Raw genomic sequence first — 20,212 nt, forward strand, 5'->3', positions numbered from 1 at the left:
GCGCGGTGGTCAGCGGGCCGGGCTGGGCACGGGGTCGGGGGTACGGGCGCCGGCGCGGGTGCGGTGGGCGGCGCGGAGGGCGTCCACGGTGAAGATGACCAGCGCGAGCCAGACCAGCGCGAAGCCGGCCAGCCGGGCCGGTGGCATCGGCTCGTGGAAGACCAGCACCCCGCAGCCGAGCTGGAGGATCGGGCCGACGTACTGGAGCATGCCGAGGGTGGACAGCGGCAGCCGGTTGGCCGCCCCGGCGAAGAGCAGCAGCGGGACGGCGGTGGCCGCGCCGGCGAGCACCAGCAGCGCGGTGTGCCCGGCCGAGACGTGCCCGAAGGCGAGGTCGCCGCGCCGGGTCAGCCAGCCGAGATAAGCCAGGGCCGGCAGGGCCAGCGCCGCCGACTCGACGAAGAGCCCTTCCGCGGCGGGCAGGGCGAGGCGCTTCTTGACCAGCCCGTAGCCGGCGAAGCTGAAGGCCAGCACCAGCGCCAGGTAGGGCAGCCGGCCGTAGTCGACGGTGAGCACCGCGACGGCGGCCCCGCCCACCGCGAGCGCCACCCACTGCGCCGGGCGCAGCCGCTCGCGCAGCAGGAAGACCCCGATCAGCACGATGACCAGCGGGTTGATGAAGTAGCCGAGGGCCGTCTCCACCACCCGGTCGGAGTTCACGCCGTAGATGTAGGTGCCCCAGTTGACGGCGATCAGCGCGGCCGCGGTGGCGATGCCGGCCAGCGCCCGGGGCCGCCGGGCCAGCGCGCGCAGGAAGCCGATGTTGCGCATCGCGCCCAGCAGCAGCGCCACGAAGAGCACCGACCAGACGATCCGGTGGGCGAGGATCTCCACCGGCCCGGCCGGCCGGAGCAGCTTCAGATAGAGCGGGAAGAAACCCCAGATCAGGTACGCGCCGAGGCCGTACAGGTAACCGAGGCGGGTCTGGTTCACGCCTCTACCGTAAGGGGTGGCCTGGGGTCGGGATCCTTTCTGGTGACCGGCTTCACCCGCCGGTCGTACTGCATCCAGTGCCGCGCGTCGACCGGGCCGAAGCCGACCTTCGCGTAGACCCCGTGCGCGTCCGCGGTGGCCAGCAGGATCCGCCGTACGCCCAGCCCGGCCAGGTGGTCGCGGACCGCCCCGGCCAGCCAGGTGCCCAGCCCCCGGCCCCGCTCCGCGGGGTCCACGTACACGTCGCAGAGCCAGGCGAAGGTGGCCTGGTCGGTGACCACCCGGGCGACCGCCACCTGCCGGCCGTCCCCGGGCCGGTAGACGCCGAACCCGATCGAGCCGGCGAAGGCGCGGGCCACCGTCTCCCGCTCCCGCCCGAGCGCCCAGTACGCGTCGGTGGAGAGCCAGTGGTGCACCCGGTCGAGGTCGAGCTGGTCCGGGTCGGTGCTGAGCTGGTAGCCGTCGGCGCGGGTCAGAGAGAACACCCGATCGACGCTAGTACCGGCACCCGCCCTGCTCACGAGCCAATTCCCGCCCGCTGGTCTGGCCGCCCCGGTCAGGACGACAGCGGCTTGACCCAGCGGTGGCACTCCGTCTGCTGCCGGTAACCGGCGGCGGCCCAGACCTGCCGGCCCAGCGTGTTGTCGTCGAGCACCATGGCGTCGGCACGCCGGGCACCGAGCCGGGCCAGGTGCCGTTCGGCGGCGGCCAGCAGCGCCCGGCCGATGCCCCGGCGACGGTGCGCCGGATGGACGGCGAACCGGTACAGGTGCCCGCGCCAGCCGTCCCAGCCCGCGATCACCGAACCCACCACCGTGTCCTGATCGACCGCCAACAGCAGGGCCTCGGGGTCGCGCGCGACCAGCCGGTGCAGCCCGGCCGCGGTGTCGTGCCGGTCGGTGTCCTCGGCGGCGAACCGCCAGAAGGCCAGGACGGCCTCGACGTCCGCGTCCGTGGCCGCCCGGATCATGAACGTCGGCATGCCCCTCCCCGCGTCGTGACCCCGGCGGGCGCCGTCGCACGGCGACCCTCCGGGGCCGAGCCGATGTGGTCAGTCGCGGTCGAGGACCGCGCCGTTGTGGTCAGTCGCGGTCGAGGACCGCCGTTGTGATCAGTCGCGGTCGAGGACCGCCGTTGTGATCAGTCGCGGTCGAGGACCGCGCCGAGGATCCAGGTCACGATGCCGACGAAGAGCGCGCCCAGCACCGCCGCCGGCCAGAAGTCGTCGACGTGGAACGGCAGCCCGGCCTCACCGGCGATCCAGCTGGTCAGCAGGAAGAGCAGCCCGTTGACCACCAGCGCGATCAGACCGAGGGTGAGCAGGTAGAAGCCGCAACCGACGGTCTTGATGACCGGCTGGAGCACGGCGTTGACCACCCCGAAGATCGCCGCCACCAGCACCAGCGTGGTCACCGTCTCGGTGGCCGAGTCGGAGTCCAGGGTGATGCCCGGGATGAGCAGCGTGGCGAGCCAGAAGGCCACGGCCGTCGTGGCCAGCCGGATCAGAAGACCCTTCAGAAAACCCATGGCCGGGATCGTGCCACGGACCGTCCACCGGGGGAACCCGGAAAGATCGACGAATCCGCGCCGGTTCGGCGGCGGCTCGGCCGGTCGAGCCGCGTCGAATCCGCGGCCGTTCAGCGGCGGCTCGGCCGGCCGATCAGCTGCGCCTCGATCGGCGTCGGGGAGAGCAGCGCCCAGCGCAGCGCCCGCCGGTTGACCACGGCCACCATGTCGTCCCGGATCCGGGTCAGCCACGCCGCCGAGCCGCCGAGGCCCAGGGCCGCGCCGGCCAGCGCCGCCTCACCGGGATCCAGCGGTTGCAGGATCGCCAGGTCGGCCCGGGCCAGCGCCGGCGCGTCGGCGGCGGCCATCTCCTCCCGGAGCAGCAGCACCGAGCACCAGGGGCCGGTCTCGGCCGGTGGCGCGCCGCCGTCGGCCACCAGCAGCAGCGGTCGCAGGGGCGAGCCCGGCGCACCGCCCACCGGCCGCCCCGGCGGAAGCAGCGGCACCGCCCCGCCCACGCCCCGCACGAAGGGCTCCCAGGCCCGGGGCCGGCCGGTCCGCACCACCACCCGGGCGCCGAGCGCCAGCGCACGCAGCGCCATGAGCTGCGCGGCGCGTACCCCGCCGACCAGGAGCAGCCGGGTCGGGCCGGGCCCGAAGAGGCGGACCGTCACCCCGCCGCCGTGCCGGTTGGTCCCGACCATCAGCCCGGACTCGCCGAGCGGCAGCTCCAGCGCCGCCAGCTCGGCCCCGGCCACCGGGGCGCCGCCCCGGGCCACCGCCAGCGGCAGCGTGGCGGCCAGGCCGGCCAGGTGCTCACCGTCCAGCCGCCGGACCGCCGCGCCCAGATCGCCGACCAGCCGGTGCAGGGCCCGGTCGGCGACCGACAGCTCGTCGGCGGTCCGGGCGGCCAGCCGTACGGTCAGCTCGACCGGAACCGGCGCGGCGTCGGCACCGGCGCGCGGACCGACGCAGAGCGCCACGGTGGCCGCGGTGGCGGGCAGCGCCAGCAGCCGGGGCACCAGCCGCCGGCCCGCCTCGCCGTGCGGGTCCGGCCAGCGGCACAACCGGTAGGTGGCCTGGGTCAGCCCGCCGGCCGTGACCGCCGGCCAGGACTCGCGGACCGGCGCGCCCGGATCGTGATGAGCCAGCTCGGCCACCACCCGCAGGGCCGCCGGCCCGCCCAACGGACGGCCGGTCAGCGGCCCGAGCCGGCGCACGATCCGCCGGACCGCCCCGGCAAGCGCCCGCCGCAGCTCCGCGTCCGACCAGCCCTCGGGCCGGAGCACGCGGACCGCGAGCACGGCCCGCGACCGGGCGGCCAGCCGCCCGTCGGTGAGCTGCCGGTAGGAGACGCCGGCCGGGCCGGCCCCGGCGCCGGGCGCGGGGGCGGGCGAGGCGGAGAGCAGCAGCTGGACCCGCACCGGTGGGCTGTCCGGGCCGGTCGGGGGCAGCAGGGACAGCGGTGCGGGCAGGGCCCGCGAGCCGTCGCCGAGCAGGTCGTTGGGGTCGCCGATCTCCAGCAGCGCGGTCGTGCCGGCCGGGTCGTCCAGCACGGCGGCCGGCCCGCCGGCCAGCTCGACGGGGTGCACCGTCGTGCCGGGGGCGACCAGCCCCAGCAGCGCGGCCGGCCCGGCGGTGGCCGGCAGGGCGCGCGACCGGCCGAGGTGCCCGAGACCGATCAGCAGCCACTCGTGCAGCCAACGCCCGCGCCAGCGGGCCCAGGCCGCGGGGAGCAGCACCGCCGCCAGCAGCAGGGCGGCCGCGGTCACCGCCGCCCCGCGCCCGACCGCCGCGACGAGCGCGGCGACCGCGAGCTGGGTGGCCACCACCTGACCGGCCCGCGCCCCGGCGGCGGGGCGCAGCGTCCAGCGTGGCGCCCCGGAGACCGCCGGGGGCCGGCCGGTCGTGGTCGCCGTCACCGCGCCTCCTCACCTGTTCGTCGGGTGACGATGCCGTGGCTCATCGTAGGCCGTCTTTGTCCACAGGGGAGCCCAGGGGGTAGCAGAACCGGAATCAGACCGCTACCGTCAGCGACGAGTTCGTCGAGCGCGCCGTCCCCTCCCATCCCCGATTCCGGCACCGCGCGCTCCGACATATCCACGGTGGTCGTTGCGACGACCAGCCACGACCGAGGAGACGAGGTGACGTCCGGGATGTCCCAGACCCAGGCGGAGGCTGCGGTGATGCGGCAGACCGCCGCGAAGTTCGAGCAGGTGGACCAGTCGTTGCAGACCATGCTCAGTGGCCTGATGGCGGAGCTGGAGGTGTTGCAGCAGGCCTGGCGGGGTGCCGGCGGGCGGTCGTTCGAGCAGGTCAAGCGGCAGTGGGCGGAGGACCAGGCGGCGCTGCAGCGGGCCCTGCGGGAGACCGCCACCGCGATCCGCACCGCCGGCCGGCAGTACGACGCGTCGGACACCGAGGCGGCCACCCGGGTGGCCGGCACGCACCGCGGCATCCAACTGCCGCTCTGACCCAGGGAAGGACGGAACCGATGGACCACGGTGTGCTGGTCGTCAACTTCGCCGCGCTGCACCAGGCCGGGGCGGACATCCAGAAGGCGTTGAACACCCTCGACAGCCAGCTCGGCCAGCTCGAGCGGGACGCCGCTCCGCTGGTCGCGAGCTGGTCCGGCGAGGCCCGCGAGGCGTACGAACAGCGGCAGGCGCGGTGGCGGGCGGCCTCCCAGGACCTCCAGGCGATGCTGCGCGACATCAAGCTGGCGGTGGACGATTCCGCCGCCGACTATCTCGACACCGAGAAGCGCAACACCAACCTCTTCCAGTAGTCCCGGCCCGGTCGATCGCGGGTTCGCGTCGTGGGGTGCCCGATGCCCGACCCGGAACCGTCGCCCGGCCGGCCGAGCCGGCCCGGACGCGGGACGGCGGGCGGATCAGGCGGGGTCGGCCGGGCGCCAGCGACGGCGGGCGGATCAGGCCGGGTCGGCCGGGCGCCAGCGACGGCGGGCGCCGCGCGGAAGCACCGCGGCCATCAGCACCAGCACGAGGGCCGCCGCGCCCGCCGCGCCGGCCACCAGGAGCGCCCGGTGCCGGGCCGCCGCGCGACGCGCCTGCCGGGCCAGGGTGGCCGGGTCGTCCCGGTCGAGCGCCAGCGCCGCCACCCGGTCCGGTCGGGCGGCCACCGGCCCCGCCGACTCGGTCACCGCCCGGTACGGATTGAGCACCCCCGCCCCGTAGCCCTCCCCGGTGCCGGGCGCCGGGTCGGCACCGGCCAGGATCCGCCGGGTCACCTCCGCCGCGCTCAGTTCGGGGCGATACTGCCGCAGCAGGGCGGCGGTGGCCGCCACGAACGGGGTGGCGTAGCTCGTGCCCTCGGCCCGGTGGTGCCCCCGTCCCGGGGCGGCCATCAGCACGTCGCTGCCGGGCGCCACCACGTCGACGTACGGGCCGGTCTGGGAGAAGGGGGAGCGCACCCCGTCCGCCCCGATCGCACCCACCCCGAGCACCCCGTCGTACCCCGCCGGGTACGGCCACGGATCGCCGCTGTCGTGCAGGTTGCCGGCGGCGGCCACCACGACGACCTCCCGGCGTTGCGCGTAGGCGATCGCGGCCCGCACCGCGGGGTGGTCCGCGTACAGCACCACTGAGAGGTTGAGCACGTCGGCGTCGTGGTCCACCGCCCACCGGATGGCCTGGGCGAAACCGGCCGCGCCCACCGTCCGCCCCGCCTCCCGCCCGTCGACGACCTGCTGCTCGCTGACCCGTACCGGCAGGATGCGGACGCCCGGCGCCAGGCCCCGGAACGCCACCCCGGACTGGGGCGCCGCGGCGATGATGCTCGCCACCCCGGTGCCGTGTCCGGCGCAGTCCCGGGTGCCGTCGCCGCCCGGGTCGAGGAAGTCGGCGCCGGCCAGTACCCGCCCGGCGAGCTGGGGATGCGTCCGGTCCACGCCCGAGTCGACGACCGCGACCACCACCCCGGCGCCGGTGGCGAGCGGGGCGAGGCGGTCGGGCGCGTACCGTTGCTGGGGCCACGGCCGGCCGGTCACCGGGCGCGCCGGTGCGGGCGGCGTGGCGCACGTGGCGGGCACCCGGGCGGCCGCCGGGGTGGCCGCCGGCAGCACGGTGCCGAGAACGGCCGCCAGGAGGGCCAGGGCCGGGCGTGCGATGGGCCGGGACATCGACCGCCTCCGTATCGTGTCGACTCCGGAACGGGATGTTAGCGCCCCGCCGCGCCGCCGGCGGCCAGCCATTGTGATCTTGTTACCACCTTGTAGGTTGTAGGCGATACCTGTGGCCTGTGCACGGAAGGAGAGGTGGCCGTGACCGGATGGGAGCCGGCCACCGAGGCCGAGGTGGCGCTGCGGGATGCCCTCCGCGCCCAGGACCAGCAGCTCTACTTCCGCATCCTGACCAGGACGGATCTCCTGCTGCCGGTCTCCGCCGAGGCGCTCGGCGGGCAGTCCCCGGTGGGCTGGGGCACCTGGACGACCGGCGGCCGGACGCACATTCTGGCATTTACCTCGGTCAACGCGATGCGGGCCTGCCTGGGCGAGAACGCCGGTGCCACCCGGCGCGTCCCGTACGCCGAACTGGCCGTCGGCTGGCCCAACCATGAGTGGTGGCTCGCGGTCAATCCGGGCCTGCCCATCGAGGGCTACCTGCCGGCCTGGTACGTGGCCCAACTGTCGCGGGGGGACGTCCGGCTGCCGGGGCGCACCATGGGAGCCCGGGCCCGCCTGGAGCGGGTGGAGAACGCGACCCGCGCCCGCGCCACCGGCCGGGAGACGCCGGCCGGCGTGACCCCGCCGGCGGACGGCGCCGGCTCGACCCCGGCCGGGTGGCCGACGGGGCCCGCCGTGCCGGGATCGAGGGCGCCGGTCGCGCCGGCCACGCCCGACCCGGCCCCTGCCCCTGCTCCGGCTCCGGTCGTCTCGCCCCTGCCGCGCTCCGGGTTCCCCGGCCAACCGACGCGACCTGATGGTCCGGCCGCCGGCGTACCCACGGCCGGCCGCTCCGCGCCGGCCCGCCCGGCGGAACCGGCGTCGTCCGGCTTCCCCGCCACGGCGTCGCCGGCCGCGCCCTGGGGGCAGACCGCGACCGACCTCCGGGGCGCGGCCCCGCCGGTCGAGCCGGCGACCGGGTCACTCCCGGCACCGCCCGTCCCGTCCGGCCGCCCCGCCGCGCCGGGCGCGGCCGACCCACCGCTGCCGCCGATACCCCGCCGCCCCGGACCGCCCGGCTTCCTGGCCGCGAACCGCCTCGGGTCGCCGGGCCGACCGCCGGAGGGCGACGCGACGGCCCGCGACGGATGGCTCCGCCCGGGCAACGGCCTGGCCGACCGGGCCCCCGCCAACCCCTCCGACGACGCCGCCGACAGCCTCTCCGGCTGGGTGAGCGACCTACGGCGGCGGCCCGACGAACCGGACCCCTTCGCCGACGCCGGCCGGGGCGACGCCTCCCGGAGCCGCTCCGGCGAGCCCGCGCCCCCGCCGCCGGCCCGCTCGTTCTTCGAGTCGCCCGCCGATCCGTCCCGGCGCCCGTCCCCAGTGGAGCCGGCGAGCCGGGGTGCCGAGCGCCCCGCACCGCCGTCCCGGTTCGCCGGTGGCGGGCGGCCGTTCCCGCGTCGCCGGCCGCTGAACGAGCCGGTGCCCGAGGACCCGACCCGGGCGTTCAGCACCGCCGCGGCCACCGAGGCCACCCCGGCCCTCCGCCCGGGTACCGATGAGGAGCCGCCGCGCGCCTTCCGCCCGGCGGCACCGCCCGGTTCCGCCGAGGAGACGACCCAGGCCCTGCCCCGGCGCCGTCCCCACCCCGCCGACCTGACCGACGCCGACGAGCGCACCCAGCCCATCCCGGCGCCGGGGGAGGCGGGCTTCGCCGTCCCGGCGGAGGCGGAGGAGCTACCCCCGTCGCTCGCCGAGCCGGTGTCCGCCCCGCCCGCGTCGCGGCGGGGGTTCACCCCGATCGTCATCGAGGGCACGGTCATCGAGGCCCGGGACCTCACCGTTCCCGAGCCGCCGGCACCGGCCCGGCCGGAGCCGGTGGTCCCCGAGCCGTACGCCGTACCCACCGTTCCCGTCGCCGCCCCGGCGACGACCGAGGCGAGGGTGCCGCCGGGGCATTCGATGGGCGGGGTCGAGCCGGTCGTGCCCTGGGCCGGCGCCCCGGAGCAGGCCGCACCGCCGGTGCACCCGGCGGGTGGTGGCGAGCCGGTCGCGCCTTGGCGCGGTTTGAGCGAGCCGATGGTGCCGCCGGTGCACCCGGCGGGTGGTGGCGAGCCGGTCGTGCCCTGGGCCGGCGCCCCGGAGCAGGCCGCGCCGCCGGTGCACCCGGCGGGTGGTGGCGAGCCGGTCGCGCCCTGGGCTGGTGCCAGCGAGGCGACCGTGCCTCTCACCCTCGACCCACCCGGCGGCGTCGAGCCGGTCGGCGTGGCGGGCCGTCCGGCCGAGCCGGACGCGGCATTCCTCGTGCGCTCCGGCCCGGACGGCCGGTCGGTTGACGAGCCGTCCGCCCCGGCCCGCCCGCCCGTCACCGGATCCCTGTTCGAGCCGGTCCAGCCGCCCGCCGAGCCGACGGTGCCGCTGCACGATCCGCTCGCCGAGCCGACGGTGCCGCTGTTCGGTCCACCGGCCGAGCCCACCGGGCCGCTGTTCGACCCGCCCGCCGTGCCGGGCGGGTCGCCGGTCACCGGGGAGACCCTGCTGGCGGACTCGTTCTTCGGTCCCGCCGACGCGCCGTCCGGGACCCGGCCGTCGCCGGCGAGCGACGAGAGCGTTCCGCCGGTCGCCCCCGCTGACGGATCGCCGGGCTCGCCGCCCGTCGCCCCGGGAGCGGCATCACTGTTCACACCCGCCAGCCAGCCGCCAGGACCGACCGCCGACCCCACCGGACCGCCCGCGGGTCCCGCCGGGACGCCCCGCAATGCCGCCGGGACGTCCGACGCCGCCGGGACGCCCCTCGACGCCGGCAGGACGGGTGCGCCCACCGGCGCCGCGGAGGAGCCAGCGACACCGGTCACCGCAGCCACCGCCGGCCCGACCCCGGCGGCCGGCGGCGTGCCGGTGGCGCCGGCCGACTTCGTTCCGGCGAACGAGGTCGAGGAGGAGTTGCTGGCCGCGACGAGCAGCGGCAGCACCGACGGGTTCCTCACCACGCTGCTGCTGGCCCGGGTGTTGCTGCCGGTGGCCCCCGACTCCGCGCCGAGCAGCCGGCCCGGCGACCCGGGCTTCGTGTGGCGGACCGAGCAGCTCGACGGCGGGACATACGTGGTGGTGCACACCTCGCCCGAGCGGCTCGCCGAGCGCTCCGGCGGCCCGGTCGACACGGTACGGGTGAAGTTCGTCCGGCTGATCCGGAGCTGGCCGGACGTGAGCTGGTCGTTCGCGGTGAACCCGGGCAGCCCGGTCGGCGCGACCTACCCGGGTGAGCAGGTCCTCGCGCTGGCCAACTGGGCCGCCGAGGTGGGGCTCGGCGACGACCCGGACGGCGAGGCGGACGCCTCCGCCGCCGATACCGAACCGGCGTCCACCAGCCGGCCGGCTGTGCCCCCGGTGGACCGCACCCGTCCGGTGACCATGCAGAAGGCCATCGCGCCGAGCCAGCTCGCCTACTACCTGGAGCGCGGCTACGACCGGGTGTCCGGCTTCGTGCACCGGGCCAGCGAGCTGTCGCACCTGCGTACGCCGGCCGAACTCTTCGACACGCTCGGCCTCGGGCACCCGGACTCGCCGTTCCGGCGGGACGCCGAGGAGATCTATCTGCTGCGCTGGCCGGCGTACCGGCCCAGCCTCTACCGCATCCCGTACGGGGGGCAGAACGAGGCCGCCATGCGGGCGATGGAGGGCTGGGTCATCGAGCGTCCCCCGTTCCGTGGCAACGGCTTCGCGCCGGGGGAGACCAGCGACGTGGTCGCCGAGTTCAAGGTGGACAGCGCCCGGCTGCCGCACGGCGCGGAGCTGTGGCGGGTCGGCGCGGACGGCAGCGAGCGGGTGGTCGCGGTCCTGGACACCGACGCGCTGCTCTGGCGACCGGTGGAACCGGCATGAACCGGGACGGTTACGTGGCCCGCTGGCAGGGCCGGGAGTACCAGGCCAGCCCGGACGGCGACGACGTCCGCCTCTACCAGCCCGAGCCCGGTGAGGGCTTCGAGGAGGTACGCCCCGGCCGGTACGTGCGGGTGGTGCCGGCCGCCGAGGTCGAGGATCTCGCGTACGTGCGGACCACCTGCACCTGGCAGGGGCAGCCGTTCATCGTGCTGGCCGAGCACGAGGGCTGGTTGCGGGTCGAGTACACCGGCGGGCGCTGGCCGGTGGCGAAGGCGATGGGGCTGGAGGCGTTCGACTTCGGCGTCTACCAGGGGTGGGCGCCGGCGCGCGAGGTCGCCGACCTGCGCGAGCAGCGGATCTGACTCAGGACTTCGTCCAGCGCAGCACCTCGCCGAGGACCAGGTCGTGGGCCTCGACGTGCGGGAAGTGGCCGACCCCGTCGAGCAGCCGCCACTCGTACGGGCCGCTGACGTAGCGGCCGGAGCCCTGGGCGGTGCGGGGCAGGGACGCCCGGTCGAGCGCGCCGTGCAGTTGGAGGGTCGGCGTGACGAGTGGCTTCTGCATCAGCTTGACGAACCGGTAGCCGTGCAGCCGCAGCACCGAACGGAACGCCCACCGGTAGCCCTCCAGGGCGCAGAAGGCGGCCTGCGGGATCTGCATCGCCACCCGGCAGCAGCGCGCGTACGCCTCGAACTCGGGACCGTGCACCCAGGCCGGACCGCCCCAGCGGCGCAGCATCCGCTCGACCTCGGCGCCGTCGTCCCGGGTCAGCACGTGCTCGTAGCGGGGGAGCTGGAACTTCAGCGTCGGGGTGGAGGCGGTGAACTGCCCGCGCGGGTCGGCGAAGATGGCGGCCCGCAGGCGCAGCGGATGCGGCGCGCCCAGCACCACCAGCCGCCGGACCAGGGTCGGATGGAAGGAGGCGGCGGTCCAGCCGATGAGGCCGCCGGCCCCGCTGCCGACCAGGGTGGCCGACCGTTCGCCGAGGGCGCGGATCAGGCCGGCCACGTCGGCGGCGAGCGTGTAGCCGTCGTACCCCCGGGGCGGCTTGTCGCTCGCGCCGTAGCCGCGCAGGTCGACGGCGACCGCCCGGAACCCGGCGTCGGCGACGGCCGGCAGCAGGTCCTTCCAGGCGTACCAGTACTCGGGGAAGCCGTGCAGGAAGAGCACCATCGGGCCGGTGCCGGCCTCGACGACGTGGAAGCGGCTGCCGTTGGCGCCGACGAAGCGGTGTGTCCAGGGTCCCTCGGGGAGGACACAGGACTCGTCGACGGGTCCGCCTCGCTGGTCGGTCATGGGGCACAGCCTAGGGCCGGATGCCCGGGACCGGCCGCGCAGGTGGTCAGGATCAGGGGATTCTCCGGGACACCTCGGGGCCGCGGCGGCGGCGGAAAGGGCGATGCCCGGGCAGCTGTGCTGCCCGGGCATCGCGGGTGTGTCGCGTCGGTCGGACGGATCAGGAGATGCGGATCTTCATCCGGGTACCGTCCTGCTCCAGGACCTTGATCTTGACTCCGGCGGCCGGCAGCTTGACGCCGTGGTTCGGCAGCTCCGGGTACCAGTACTGCTTGGTGTCGTCGAACAGCGGCTGCGCCTTCTGGCCCCGCACGTACTGCGGCTGGCCGTTGATGTGCAGCGTGAACGAGTCCGGCCGCTGCAGGCTGAACGGCGCGTCGTACACCTGGACGCGGGCCCGCCACGGGGCGCCGGTCAGGTTGTACAGCGGCTCCGGGTGCGCGTCGATGATCATGTTTCGACCCTCGCCCGGGTGCTCGAACGTGTCGTTGTCCGCCCACCGCAGGTTCCAGTACGAGACCAGCAGACCCGTCTGGTACGCGTAGTGGTCCACATAGTCCGGCCGGGTGTTCGCGTAGCCGAAGTAGTACGGGCCGGTCTTCAGGTACTTGTCGTACGAGACGTACGACCGGTTGCCGGCGATGTAGTAGTTGGCGAACTGCTTGGTGTAGGTCGCCGCCTGGATGCTGAAGCCGTTGAGCGTCCAGGCACCCGCGCCCGTCTCCGCGCCGTCGGTGAAGAGGCTTGCCCCGTCGGCGGTCACGGTGATCGCGTCACCGTAGAAGCCACCGGCGGAGAGGCCGCCGTCGGTCTGGTAGCGGAGCCGGAACTGCACCGTCTTGCCGGCCAGCGCGTCGAGCGGGATGGTGATGTCGGCCCACTTGTTGTCGGTGGAGCCGTCCAGGGCGAAGCGCCCGGGCGAGATCTCCTTGAGCGCCTTGCCGTTGGCCGTGCCCGGCAGCGTGGCCCAGCTCTGGCCACCGTCGGTGGAGGCCTCGAAGAAGAGGTAGTCGTAGTCCTCTTCGATGTTGTAACGACCCTTCATGGTGAGCGTGGCGCTGGTCTTCCCGGTGAGGTCGATCGTCCGCGTCATCGTGGTGTTCAGGTCGTCGTCGTTGCCCGAGAACCACTGCTTGGTGCCCTCGAACGGCTGGCCGTTGTCGAAGGTGTACGTGCGCGGGGGTAGCACGACGACAACGCCCTGCGCCTCCTTGCTGTGGTATTCCTGCGGGCCGAGCTTCAGCGTCTTGGTCTGGCCGGCGACGACGGTCTCATAGTCGAGCCAGCCGAGCTGGAGCTTGTTCCAGGCGCCGAGGTCGCCGCCCCGCTCGCCGATGCCACCGTCGTTCTTGTCACCGAGGCGGCTCTGGGCCATCAGGGTCCAGTGCTCGTTGTTGTTGTCGCCGCCGTTGATGTTGTTGTAGTCGTCCGGCAGGCCGAGGTCGTGGCCGAACTCGTGGTAGAAGACGCTGCGGCCGCCGTTCTCCGGCTGGATGGTGTAGTCGCCGATCCAGACGCCGGTGTCGCCGATCTGGGTGCCGCCGGCCGGGAAGTCGGCCGGGCCGGTGTTGCCCTGGTCGGAGGCGTAGGCGTACCAGCGGTGGCTCCAGATGGCGTCCTCACCCTGGTGCGGGTCGCCGTCGGCCTCGTCACCGCCAGCGTGGACGATCTGGAAGTGGTCGATGTAGCCGTCCGGCTCGTTGAAGTTGCCGTCGCCGTCGTAGTCGTACCGGTCCCACTCGTCCATCGACCGGACGTCGGCGGCGATCTGCTCGTCGGTGCGGCCCTGGGCCTTCTGGTCGGCGACCCACTGGTTCGCGGCCTCGCGGACCAGCGCCCAGGTGTTGGTGCAGACGTTCGAGGCGCACGGGTAGCCGCCGGAGCGGCCGTACCGCGCCTCGTTGTAGCGCACCTTGACCCAGTCGGTGACCTCACCGTCGACGCTGTACCGGCCGGAGGACTGCGCCTCGTAGTACTGCTTCAGCGACTCGTCACCGGGGGCGGTGCCGAAGTAGAGCTGCCGGTAGTGGTCGGCGTCGAAGTTCGGCTGCCAGACCGTCGAATTGTCCACCGCCCGGTTGGGCTTGGGGATCTCGTTGTTCTGCGGGCCGTCGAAGCGGGTCGGGCCCGGGGTGTCGGGGTCGGTGTCCTGGTCCGGGTAGGACGGGTGCCGCTCGTTGCCGAACTCGGCGAGGATCACGAAGATCTTGTCGGTCCGCTCGCGCGACAGCTCGACGTACTGGTCCTTGACCGGACCCTTGCCGGCCTTGGTGCTCTTGGCCTGCCGGCCGGCCGCCGGGCCCTTGGCCGCCTTCTCGCCCACCTTGACGACGGTGCTGCCGTTGATCTTCTGCGGCGCGGCCTTGCCGGAGAGGACCTCGCTCAAGCCCTCCTGGCGCAGTGCCCGCCGCTTGCTCTCGAGCGGGTTCGGCAAATCGTGATCAGTCCGCGCGGGCTCGGCGACCGATGGAGCGGCGGCCGGCGGCTTCGGCGTCGGCGCGGCGCTGGCGGCCGTGCCCGCCACCAGTCCGGTCGCCGTCAGCGAGAGCCCGAGCAGACCCACTGCGACTTTGCGCACGTGGATACCTCCGGTGTGAGGGAACCGGCCCAACGGGGGTACGGGCCGGTGGAGACGTCCCACTAGTGGGACCAATGGTGAAGATAGACATTCCTGTGACCGGTGGGAAGACAGCCGCGTCGATTTGTAGCAACTTTTTGTTGGGATCGCTCCACACCGTCACATGTCCGCCGGTCGATCGAGCGGGATGACCAGGGCGAATGTCATCGGGGTACGCGAAAGGGGCCGGTGGCGTCGCCGCCACCGGCCCCTTCTGCCGTGCTACCCGATCAGTTGGTGATCTTGACGACCATGTCGCTGGTCGGGGTGGTGCCCTGCTGCAGGATCTCGATCTTGGTGCCGCTGCCGGCGACCTTCACCGAGTTCCACGGGTTGTTGCTGGTCCAGTACTTGTTCACCCCGTTGTCGGTGAAGACCGGGTTGGGGGCGAGCCCCGGAACCGTGACCGCCTGCCCGTTGAGGTGGAAGGTCTGGGCCGGCTTGGCGTACAGGCTGAACGTGGCGTCGTAGCCGTTCCGCCGGTTGGTGATGTTGCCCTGGTTGCCGACCTTGATCACACCCGGACGGACGTCGACCGGAAGGTTCAGGCCGTAGCCCGGGTGCTGCGACGTGTTGTTGTCGCCGTACGCGTAGTTCACGTACCAGACCAGCATGCCGGGCTGGTTCGAGAACCGCTCCACGAAGTTCGGCCGGGTGTTGTTGAAGCCGAAGTTGTAGCCGCCGGTCCGCAGCGTGTCGTCGTAACCGAAGTAGGTCCGGTTCTCGGCGATGTAGAAGCGGGGGTAGCTGGCGGTCACCGAGCCACCCATCCGGGTCCAGCCCTTCGCGGTCCACTCCGCGGCCAGGTTCTCCGCGTCGTCGGTCCAGGCCACCGTGCCGTTCTTGGTCAGCGCGATGTTGTCCAGGAACGGGCCGGCCAGGTGCACGCCGCCGTCGGTGGCGTAGCGGTAGCGGAAGGTCACCGTCTTGCCGGCGTACGCCGACAGGTCGTAGCTCAGGTCGACCCAGTTGCCGCTGGTGGAGCCGTCGACCCCGGTCTCGCCGGCGTCGATGAGCGAGTTGGACAGGGCGGCCCAGGTGGCACCGCCGTCGGTCGACACCTCGGCGTAGAGGAAGTCGTAGTCCTCCTCGATGTCCCACTGGGCCTTCGTGGTGATCGACGCGGAGGTCGCACCGGTCAGGTCCAGGGTGCGGGTCAGCGTGGTGTTCAGGTCGTCCGCGCTGCCGCCCCACCACTCGTACGACCCGCCGAACGGCGTGTTGTAGTTCGTGGTCTGGGTCTGGGCGGGCAGGTTGACCACGACAGCCTGGGCCTTCGGCCCGTCGCTGTCACCGGCCGGGCCGAGGGTCACCTTGGTGGTGCCCGCGCCGTACTCGACCGTGCTGTGGTTCAGCCAGCCCAGGTAGAGCTTCGACCACGGGTCCATGTAACCCGGGGTCGAGCCGATGTCGTCGATGCCGTGGCTGAGCCACGAACCGGAGGACATCAGCGTCCAGAAGCCCGTGCCGTTGTCGCCGCCCGCGGTGTCGTACAGGTCCGGCAGACCGAGGTCGTGACCGTACTCGTGGGCGAAGACGCCGAGGCCACCGTTCTCCGGCTCCGTGGTGTAGTCACGGATCCACAGCCCGGTGTCGCCGATCTGGACGCCACCGGCCAGGTTGCCGGCGGGGCCGGCCTTGCCCTCGAGGTTGGGGAACGCGGCCCAGCGGTGCGACCAGATGGCGTCCTCGCCCTGGGCGCCGCCGCCGGCCTCCTCGCCCTCACCGGCGTGCACCGCCTGGAAGTGGTCGATGTAGCCGTCGGGCTCGTTGAAGTTGCCGTCGCCGTCGAAGTCGTACCTGTCCCAGATGTCGAACTGCTTCAGGTAGTCCTTGAGCTGCTGCGACGTCTTGCCGGCCTGGACCTGGGTGTCGTACCAGGACGTGGCGCTGTCCTTGACGAAGTTCCAGTAGCCGTCGGCCTCGGAGATGGCGTTGCTGCCGTACCGGGCCTCGTTGTAGGGAACGGTGACCCAGTCGCTCACGTCACCGTTGACGGTGTACCGACCGCCCGACTGCTTGAGGTAGAAGTCCCGGAACGACTCGCCCTCGCCGTAGAACATGTCCAGGTAGTGCTCCCGGTGGAAGTCGGGGCGCCACATGGTGCTGTTGTCGTCGGTGGGGCTGCCGTCCCAGTTGCGGTCCGGCTCGGGGATCTGGTTGACCACCGGGCCGGCGCTGCCGCCGGTGCGGGGGTCGGTCTTGTCGCCGAAGTTGACCAGCATCGTGAAGATGGGGTCTTCCTTCGGCGCCTGCTGGTACTCGACGAACAGGTCGTCCTTCACCTGGATGACCTTCGAGCCGTTGCGCGTCTGGAGCTTGGCCTTGCCGGTCAGCAGGTCCGAGATCGCCTGCTTCTTGACCTCCCGCTGCTGATCCGCCTTCGGATCCGGAAGGTTGTCCCTGCCGTGCTTGGCCTTGTCGGCGCCGGGGGTGGGCCCCGCCGCCGGGGCGGCGGACGCCGGCGCCGTGACGACACCGGCCGCCAGCAGCGCGGCCGCGGCCGAGGCCAGGCCCGCTGTGACTCGTCTCCTCAAAGGTCCTCCTCCTTTGTGGAACTGTTACATGACAGAGACAGCCAGAACCATCACTGTCATGTCATGCGTCACTCACAATGACAGAGGTTTGCCTGGTTGTCACCGGTCAATCATCGAGATGGCGACCCTTGCTACCGGGGCAAATCCGGACCAAAGAGCCCAGTAATTCGACATCGAATCACATTACGTTTTGGCCACGATCACTCTGAGTAGTGGCGATTATGAGGTCCCCAAAGGGGAGCGCTCCGTTTCGCGAAAGTGTCACACCGAAGGCCGAACCGCGTTCCGGCAGGGACATGCGGACGGGGCCCGCCCGGAGCAGTTGTGCTCCGGACGGGCCCCGCCGGGGTGGTCCGACCCGCACGGGCCGGGCCGGTCAGCTCACGGCCGCGCCGAGGTCACGTACACGGTCGCGTACGAGTTGTCCTTGGCGGCCCGCTTGATGGTGATCGAGACGCCGTAGGCGACGCCCGCGTCACCGGGGTTGCCGGTGCCCAGCACGGTGGACCCGACAGCGGCCCCGTACAGCGCCGTCGCCGGCGTGCCGTCCGGGTTGGTGATTCGGGTGGTGTACGGCTGGTTCTGCCGCGACGGCACCACGACGGAGGCGTCGGCGTCGCGGTAGTACAGGTTGCTGCCGCGGATCTCGAGGCCCGGGTACCAACCCTTGGCGTCGGTGAACGCCGACACCGGGGCCTGGGCACCGAAATCGGTGCAGTACTCGCTGTACGGCTCGCCGGCCGCCTCCAGGCACTCCTTGAAGGGGTACGTCTGGTGCAGCGAGAACGTCGCGTTCGAAGACTGCGGCCGGCTCTGCAGGTTGTCCTGCAGCGACGGGTCCTTGACCGCCGCCTCGCCCTCGCGACGCAGCGGGTCGTTGTGCGAGTCGACGATCAGCAGGCCGCCCTTCGCCCCATAGCTGGGCAGCGAGGTCAGCTGCGCGGTCGTGTGGTTCACGTTGCCCAGCGCGGTGTCCCGGTACCAGACCAGCATGCCCGGCGCGTTGTAGGCGACCTTCTCCACCTTCCAGGCGTCCCGGGAGTAGGTGGAGTCGTAGGCGTACTTCAGGCCCTTGTCGAAGCCGTCGAAGTTGCGCCACTCGGCCAGGTAGTAGTGCGACTTGACCTGGGTGCCGGAGTCGGTGTGCCAGCCGGCACCCGTGGTGTCGGTGAAGCTGCCCAAGACCTGGGTCCAGCCGTTGGCGCCGCCCTCGACGTCGTCGCTCCAGGTGGTGGTGCCACCGCCGGTGACCGAGAAGTCGTCGGCGAACCAGCCCCGCTCCTCGAACGCCTCGTCGGTGGCGTAGCGGAGCCGCAGCTGCACGGCCTGGCCGGCGTACCCGGACAGGTCGACGTAGTCGTGCCGCCAGCCGTTGGTGCTGCCGGTCAGGCCGTACTTCTTGCCGCCGAAGTCGACCATGCGGCCGTTCGGGTCGGCGTAGCCGTCGTTGGTGGTGACCAGCTTGCCGGTGGCGTCGTAGACCTTCTGCTCGGACCAGGTGTTGCCGCCGTCGGTGGAGACCTCGAGGAAGCCGTAGTCCCAGTCCGCCTCGATGACGAAGTTGTTCCACATCCAGAACTTCGCGTCCGCGGCGTTCGGGACCGTCACCGTCCGGCTCAGCTTGACGTCGGCCCAGCTCTGGTCGGCGCCCGAGTACCACATGTTGGCGCCGCTGTGCGGCTGCGCCAGCGTGATCACCTTGTCCGGCAGGTTGACCTTGATGCCGTCCTTGGTGCCGACCGGGGTGTTGGAGGTCTGGCCGAGCTGCACCGACCGGGCGTCGTCACCCGGGTTGATCTGCAGCGGGTCCGCCCAGCCGAGCACCCACTTGTCCCAGATGCCCATGTGGGTCGGCAGCGCCTGGAAGACCTCGCCGGAGTGCGAGCCCGAGGCCATCAGGTCCCAGAAGTCGACGTCCGAGTCGGAGTTGTTGCCGGAGGTGTCGTAGAGGTCCGGAAGACCGAGGTCGTGGCCGTACTCGTGGGCGAAGACGCCCACGCCCGAGTCCTCCGGCTGCACGATGTAGTTCGACACCTTGATCTTCGTGCCCGGAATCGTGTAGCCACCGGTCACCGTCGAGGAGTGCGCCCAGATCGAGTAGACGCCCTGGGCGCCACCGCCACCGGACTTGTCCTCACCGGCGTGCACGAGCACCAGGTGGTCGATCACACCGTCCGGCTCGTTGACGTTGCCGTCGCCGTCGGCGTCGCCCTGGTCCTCGATGTCGTAGTCGGCCCACGGGAAGTTCGGGTCCATCTTGGCCAGCGTGTCCACCGCGTCGGTGGCGAGCCGGCCGGCACCCTGTGGGTTGTCCGGGTGGCCGTTCATCGACTGCTCACGACCGGCGGACCAGGTGCCGTCCTCGTTCTGGAAGCAGCGGTTGGCGGCGTACCAGGCCTCCGAGTGCGGCATGGTGATCCACGGGCTGGCCTGCCCGTTCACCGTGTACGCACCCTTCGACATCTCCAGGTACATGTTGTGCATCGTGCGCCCGGAGAGGTCGACGCCCGGCTTGCCGTCCGGCCCGGTCAGGTCGGTGCGGACCCGCTCGGTGATGCCCTCCTTGGTGTAGAGCATCTTGTCGAAGTGCTCGGGCGAGAAGTCCGGCACCCACATGGAGTTGTTGTCCTTGTGCGGCAGCGACGCCGGGTTCGGGATGTTGTTGTGCTTCGGGCCGTTCTGGACGCTGCCGAGGACACAGCTCCGGTCCTCGAAAACCGTCTTCGGCACGTACACGTTGCTGAAGTCGTCGTTCGCCTGGTCGTTGAACTCCACCAGCAGGGTCAGCAGCTTCGCCGTCTGGGTGCTCTTGGCCTTCTTGATCTTCCGCGGGCTCTGGCCCGTCTTGATCGCCTTGGCCTCCAGCTTGGCGAGCTCGCGCGCCGCCACCGGGTTGCCGCCCGCGAACTTCCGGTCGTAGGCCCGCGCCTGGTCGACCGGCGAGGAGTAGATGCCGTCCTTGCCCTTGACCTCCTTGCCCGCCGTGTCCGGCTGCACCTGCGGCTCGGCGTAGTTGATGTAGAACTCGTCCGCACCGATCGTCCGGCTGAACCCGGACTCCTGGGCGGCCGCGCTGCCGGTCACGGTTAGTGATGCGGCGGCGAGGGCGATGGCGGGCAGCGCGACGAGTAGGCGTCGGCGCGACCCGGACTGCGGAAATGTGTTCATGCCGCTCCTCGTGGGGCATGGGAAAGAGAACCGGCCGGTCGCGCGAGGCAGTCACGCCCGTCGAACCGACCCGGTGCGGCTGAACCTAGATGAGAGACGTCTGCCACTGACAGGGGTGACACGTCCCTTTGGCCCGTTCAGCCTGCC

Annotated in this window: 14 protein-coding genes; 4 read left to right on the forward strand and 10 right to left on the reverse strand. The window is 72.8% G+C overall.

What is annotated here, in order from left to right; translation table 11 throughout:
- Positions 1 to 9 precede the first annotated feature (9 nt).
- The 5 genes from rarD to eccE all read right to left on the reverse strand — a co-directional run bounded on the left by rarD (position 10) and on the right by eccE (position 4,361).
- A complete protein-coding gene (rarD, locus tag AB0I11_RS01965; RefSeq protein ID WP_357309112.1) occupies positions 10 to 933 on the reverse strand; it encodes an EamA family transporter RarD in 924 nt (307 codons plus the stop codon).
- Positions 930 to 1,418, reverse strand: a complete 489-nt coding sequence (locus AB0I11_RS01970) for a GNAT family N-acetyltransferase (protein WP_357309115.1) — start codon at positions 1,416 to 1,418, stop codon at positions 930 to 932. The genes rarD and AB0I11_RS01970 overlap by 4 nt, the downstream gene beginning before the upstream one ends.
- A 71-nt stretch (positions 1,419 to 1,489) precedes the next feature.
- Positions 1,490 to 1,915, reverse strand: a complete 426-nt coding sequence (locus AB0I11_RS01975; protein ID WP_357309118.1) for a GNAT family N-acetyltransferase — start codon at positions 1,913 to 1,915, stop codon at positions 1,490 to 1,492.
- Positions 1,916 to 2,073: 158 nt separating this feature from the next.
- Entirely contained in the window at positions 2,074 to 2,460 is a 387-nt protein-coding gene (locus AB0I11_RS01980; RefSeq protein WP_046569252.1) for a phage holin family protein, read from the reverse strand.
- Between the two features lie 110 nt (positions 2,461 to 2,570).
- Positions 2,571 to 4,361 carry a type VII secretion protein EccE gene (gene eccE / locus AB0I11_RS01985; RefSeq protein WP_357309122.1) on the reverse strand — a complete coding sequence of 597 codons (1,791 nt, stop codon included), beginning with the start codon at positions 4,359 to 4,361 and terminating at the stop codon, positions 2,571 to 2,573.
- A gap of 234 nt (positions 4,362 to 4,595) precedes the next feature.
- On the opposite strand from eccE, the gene AB0I11_RS01990 reads away from it, so the two are divergent.
- Positions 4,596 to 4,913, forward strand: coding sequence for a WXG100 family type VII secretion target (locus AB0I11_RS01990; protein WP_357309125.1), 318 nt, complete (start codon positions 4,596 to 4,598; stop codon positions 4,911 to 4,913).
- 20 nt (positions 4,914 to 4,933) lie between these two features.
- A complete protein-coding gene (locus tag AB0I11_RS01995) occupies positions 4,934 to 5,227 on the forward strand; it encodes a WXG100 family type VII secretion target (RefSeq protein ID WP_357309128.1) in 294 nt (97 codons plus the stop codon).
- Positions 5,228 to 5,371: 144 nt separating this feature from the next.
- On the opposite strand, the gene mycP is transcribed toward AB0I11_RS01995, so the two are convergent.
- On the reverse strand, positions 5,372 to 6,580 hold the full coding sequence (mycP, locus tag AB0I11_RS02000) for a type VII secretion-associated serine protease mycosin (RefSeq protein ID WP_357309131.1): 1,209 nt from the start codon (positions 6,578 to 6,580) through the stop codon (positions 5,372 to 5,374).
- Positions 6,581 to 6,721: 141 nt separating this feature from the next.
- Here mycP and AB0I11_RS02005 point away from each other — a divergent pair, with 141 nt between their 5' ends.
- Together AB0I11_RS02005 and AB0I11_RS02010 are read left to right on the forward strand one after the other, a co-directional pair.
- Positions 6,722 to 10,447 carry an SseB family protein gene (locus AB0I11_RS02005; RefSeq protein WP_357309134.1) on the forward strand — a complete coding sequence of 1,242 codons (3,726 nt, stop codon included), beginning with the start codon at positions 6,722 to 6,724 and terminating at the stop codon, positions 10,445 to 10,447.
- Positions 10,444 to 10,809 (forward strand): hypothetical protein, encoded by a 366-nt coding sequence (locus tag AB0I11_RS02010; protein ID WP_357309137.1) that lies wholly within the window; start codon positions 10,444 to 10,446, stop codon positions 10,807 to 10,809. The genes AB0I11_RS02005 and AB0I11_RS02010 overlap by 4 nt, the downstream gene beginning before the upstream one ends.
- Position 10,810: 1 nt before the next feature.
- Here the strand turns inward: AB0I11_RS02010 and AB0I11_RS02015 are convergent, their stop codons facing one another.
- From AB0I11_RS02015 to AB0I11_RS02030, 4 genes are all read right to left on the reverse strand, one after another.
- Positions 10,811 to 11,743 carry an alpha/beta hydrolase gene (locus AB0I11_RS02015; RefSeq protein ID WP_357309140.1) on the reverse strand — a complete coding sequence of 311 codons (933 nt, stop codon included), beginning with the start codon at positions 11,741 to 11,743 and terminating at the stop codon, positions 10,811 to 10,813.
- A gap of 160 nt (positions 11,744 to 11,903) precedes the next feature.
- The gene (locus tag AB0I11_RS02020; protein ID WP_357310202.1) at positions 11,904 to 14,306 is read right to left on the reverse strand and encodes an immune inhibitor A domain-containing protein; all 2,403 of its coding nucleotides are present in this window, start codon (positions 14,304 to 14,306) and stop codon (positions 11,904 to 11,906) included.
- A 284-nt stretch (positions 14,307 to 14,590) separates the two neighbouring features.
- A complete protein-coding gene (locus tag AB0I11_RS02025; protein ID WP_357309143.1) occupies positions 14,591 to 16,897 on the reverse strand; it encodes an immune inhibitor A domain-containing protein in 2,307 nt (768 codons plus the stop codon).
- 381 nt (positions 16,898 to 17,278) lie between these two features.
- Positions 17,279 to 20,065, reverse strand: a complete 2,787-nt coding sequence (locus AB0I11_RS02030) for an immune inhibitor A domain-containing protein (protein WP_357309146.1) — start codon at positions 20,063 to 20,065, stop codon at positions 17,279 to 17,281.
- Positions 20,066 to 20,212: the final 147 nt, after the last annotated feature.

Origin of the sequence: Micromonospora sp. NPDC050495 (assembly GCF_040655175.1) — a bacterium.
Taxonomy (GTDB): domain Bacteria; phylum Actinomycetota; class Actinomycetes; order Mycobacteriales; family Micromonosporaceae; genus Micromonospora.